General features: G+C 35.4%; 1 protein-coding gene. It reads left to right on the top strand.

Annotated elements, in window-relative coordinates:
• Positions 1-40 precede the first annotated feature (40 nt).
• Positions 41-254: hypothetical protein (locus ACRHNM_RS17395; protein ID WP_431137908.1), on the top strand; the 214-nt coding region annotated here is incomplete at its 3' end.

Genomic DNA, 254 nt, shown 5'->3' with positions numbered 1-254 from the left:
AAAATCCAGAAAAAAAATCAACTGGACCACTGATAAAATTATGAGCACGTCTGCTCTATTTATAAGTGTTATTTCACTTATCGCTTTACTATACCAATCGTACTTGGCCAGGGAAGAAAACAGACTTACACAAATGCAGCAAAGTGCATCCGTACTTCCTCACTTAAACCAATGGTATAGTGAGTACGACAACAATTTTAAGTTTGTAATTGGAAACAAAGGTGTGGGACCAGCTTTTATTGATAATGTTGAAA

This window comes from Psychroserpens mesophilus, from assembly GCF_050617655.1.
In the GTDB taxonomy this organism is placed as follows: domain Bacteria; phylum Bacteroidota; class Bacteroidia; order Flavobacteriales; family Flavobacteriaceae; genus Psychroserpens; species Psychroserpens mesophilus_A.
The sequence above is the reverse complement of the archived record's forward strand: the minus strand, read 5'-3'. Positions and strand labels throughout refer to the sequence as shown.